Source organism: Oleiphilus sp. HI0128 (assembly GCF_001635365.1).
Genome location: NZ_LWGG01000545.1, coordinates 1 through 267 on the forward strand (window position 1 = coordinate 1; position 267 = coordinate 267).

At 44.6% G+C, this 267-nt stretch carries 1 protein-coding gene; it reads left to right on the plus strand.

The features are described from left to right. Positions 1-267, plus strand: a 267-nt coding sequence (locus A3763_RS28335; RefSeq protein ID WP_197482812.1) for a hypothetical protein, incomplete at both ends; no start/stop codon positions are given.

The following is a 267-nucleotide window of genomic DNA, read 5'->3' on the forward strand; positions in this document are numbered from 1 at the left end:
TGCTTGTAGCAGTGATTCGAATACGAGCAAGAACAACACACAAAATGACCCTGATGCTGAAACAGAGCTATTAGCGAGTCTTAATTTCCCGACAGAGATTAATGAGGGAACATCAGGTCAGCTTCGTGCGACGGAAGATGGCATTACCTATAACAAAGAAGCGATTGTCCCTCCTCAGTGTTATACCAAACATGAAGCAAAGCACAATCCATGTATGGCTTGTCACCAGACACATCCTTTTGGCTCCAGCACAAACTATATGGCCGA